Source organism: Rhizobacter sp. P3_B12, from assembly GCF_056402895.1.
Window position 1 is genome coordinate 1 of sequence record NZ_JBFUGN010000881.1, and the last position, 2,605, is coordinate 2,605.

The window sequence follows — 2,605 nt, forward strand, 5'->3', positions numbered from 1 at the left end:
GCGCGGGGCGGCGGCAGCGGTGCGGCGCACGGGGGCCGCGGCCGGAGCCGACGCGGCAGGCAGCGCAGACGTGGCGTTGCGCGGCGCATCGCCCGGGCCATCGAACGGCGTGGATTGCGAGAAGGCGGGGCCTGCAACGACCGCGAGGGCGGCCAGCGCGAGGTGGGCACGGTTGAGCAAAAGGGTGTTCATCGTGGCGCGTTGCTCCATGGGGAATGTCATTGCGGGCCTCAACCGGTCTGCGCGAGCTTGTCGTCGCGCGGCACCGGCGTCGGGTCTTCCTTCAGGTCCAGCGACAGGATCTCCAGCCCGAGCGGGTTGGCGACCAGCGAGCCCTTGTTCGCGGCGATCTCGTCCTTGCCCTTGATGCGCCAGCCCATCTGCACGATGKCGTTGCGCCGGTCGACGACCGTGCCGTCGGGCTTGCGCTCGGTGAAGGTGGTGAAGACCAGCGTCTCGTACAGCGTCGCGCGGCCCTGCTCGGGGATCGTCGACGGGATCTGCGTGCGGTGCTGCACCACGCGCACGCGCACGTCGCGCTCCAGGCAGCGCGCCTTGCAGTCGCTCAGCTCGGCGGCGACGCGCGCGGCGTTGTAGTCGTCCTGCCCGAGGAACTGCGCGACCAGCTTGGGCGACAGGAAGAAGCCGACGAAGCGGTAGTCGCCGGTGATCGTCGCGGCATTCTTGCGGTAGCGCTTCTCGACGAACTCGCTGATCTTCGATTCGAGCGTGGTCTGGAAGAACTCCACCGGGCGCGCCTGGTCGGCGAACTCCACCGTGTATGCGCCCGACGGATCGAGCTTGACCCAGGCCACGCGCACGTTGGAGGCGAAGCGCTGGTCGGCGGTGTACCAGCCGATCGCCGAGAACAGCGTGATGCCCGACAGCAGCAGGAACGCGACGAACCAGCGCGCGCGATCGGCCGACGCGGCGGCCAGCAGGTCGAAGCGCGATTGCGCGCGCAGCTTCGTGATCACCGTGTCGGGGATCAGGCCCTGCTCGGTGTCGTGTGCGGGCCGCGGTGCACCGGCGCGCACGCCGTCTCGGGGCGATCGGGGCTTCTTGAGCGGGAGGGTCATGGTGGTGGTCTCGCGGCGGTCGTGCCACGAACAGCGCAACACCGATGCCAGCTTGTGCAGCGCGCCGTCACGCCGCGCGAAATCTCAATCGCGCCAAGCAGTTAGCCGGCAACGTGGCATCGCTTCCTGCCAGGCACGCGGCGCGGCGACTGTGCGCGTTGCCGCAAGGCATGCGGTGGTGCTGGCGGCATTCCGCACGTCTGCCGCAACGAGGCGTTCGAGCCACCCTACGAGTTCTCGTAGCTTGCGCGCCGCCCACAAATCACTACGCTGGACCCCATCATGAAAGTCGCATTGCTTCACTTGTTCGGCAGCACCCGCGCTCAACTCGCGGCCCATTTGCGTGACGGTGGCCTGGACGTGCACGCGGTGTCCAACGCGGAGGACCTGCTGACGCTGATCGCGTCGGGCGCGGCCGGCGTGGTGGTCACCGACCTGCGCCTGCCCGGCGTGCACGAGGGCATGGAGCTGCTGTCGCAGTGCCATGCGATGGACCCACAGCTCACGGTGATCGCGCTGAGCGACCAGGAAGACACCGCGACCGCGGTCGAGGCGGTGCACCGCGGTGCGCGCGACGTGCTCGCGCCCGACAAGCTGCCGCGCCTGGCCATTGCGTGCAAGCAGGCGATCCGCTCGCGCGAGCTGACGCTGCAGACGCGCGCCGCCGAGGCGCTGCAGGACGTGGAGCCCGCGCCGGTGCGCCGCGGCATCGTGCCGATCCACGAGGTGCTGCGCGGCAACCACCCGGCGCTGGGCAAGCTGCGCCAGGTGCTGCTGCGGCTCTCGCGCGTCGACACCGACGTGCTGGTGAAGGCCGAGACCGGCTGCGGCAAGGAGGTGGTGGCGCGCTGCCTGCACGACTACGGACCGCGCGCCGACAGGCGCTTCGTCGCGATCAACTGCGGCGCGATCCCCGAGAACATCTTCGAGAGCGAGCTGTTCGGCCACGAGGCGGGCGCCTTCACCGGCGCGACCAAGCGGCGCATCGGCAAGCTCGAGTACGCGGCCGGCGGCACGGTGTTCCTCGACGAGATCGAGAGCATGCCGATGGCGATGCAGGTGAAGCTGCTGCGTGCGCTGCAGCAGCGCACGATCGAGCGCGTCGGCGGCAACGAGCCGATCCGGCTGAGCTGCCGCGTGGTGGCCGCGACCAAGGACGACCTGCTGGAGCTGTCGCGTGCCGGACGCTTCCGCATCGACCTGTACTACCGCATCAACGTGATCGAGCTGTCGCTGCCGCCGCTGCGCGAGCGGCGCGACGACATCCCGCTGCTTGCGCATGCCTTTGCACTGGAGGCGGCCGAGCACCACGGGTTGACCGAGGCCGAGCTCGACATCGAGTTCGTCTGCCGGCTGATGGTGCGCGACTGGCCGGGCAACGTGCGCGAGCTGCGCAACGCGGTGGAGCGGCACGTGCTGGGCATGCCCGAGCTGGCCGGCGGCGACGATGCGCCGCAGCAGTCGCTGCCGCAGCTGGTGGCCTCGTTCGAGCGCACGGTGATCGAGCAGTGCCTGCGCAGGTGCGG

General features: G+C 70.1%; 2 protein-coding genes and 1 pseudogene. 1 reads left to right on the forward strand and 2 read right to left on the reverse strand.

Annotated features, from left to right (window positions below):
• Both AC1D01_RS29465 and AC1D01_RS29470 read right to left on the reverse strand, forming a co-directional pair.
• A pseudogene (locus AC1D01_RS29465) lies at positions 1–210 on the reverse strand (hypothetical protein); the annotation flags it as partial.
• 20 nt (positions 211–230) lie between these two features.
• Positions 231–1,079 carry a VirB8/TrbF family protein gene (locus AC1D01_RS29470; RefSeq protein ID WP_477872743.1) on the reverse strand — a complete coding sequence of 283 codons (849 nt, stop codon included), beginning with the start codon at positions 1,077–1,079 and terminating at the stop codon, positions 231–233.
• 282 nt (positions 1,080–1,361) lie between these two features.
• Between AC1D01_RS29470 and AC1D01_RS29475 the strand changes: the two genes are divergently transcribed.
• Positions 1,362–2,605, forward strand: a 1,244-nt coding sequence (locus AC1D01_RS29475) for a sigma-54-dependent transcriptional regulator (RefSeq protein WP_477872745.1), incomplete at its 3' end; no start/stop codon positions are given.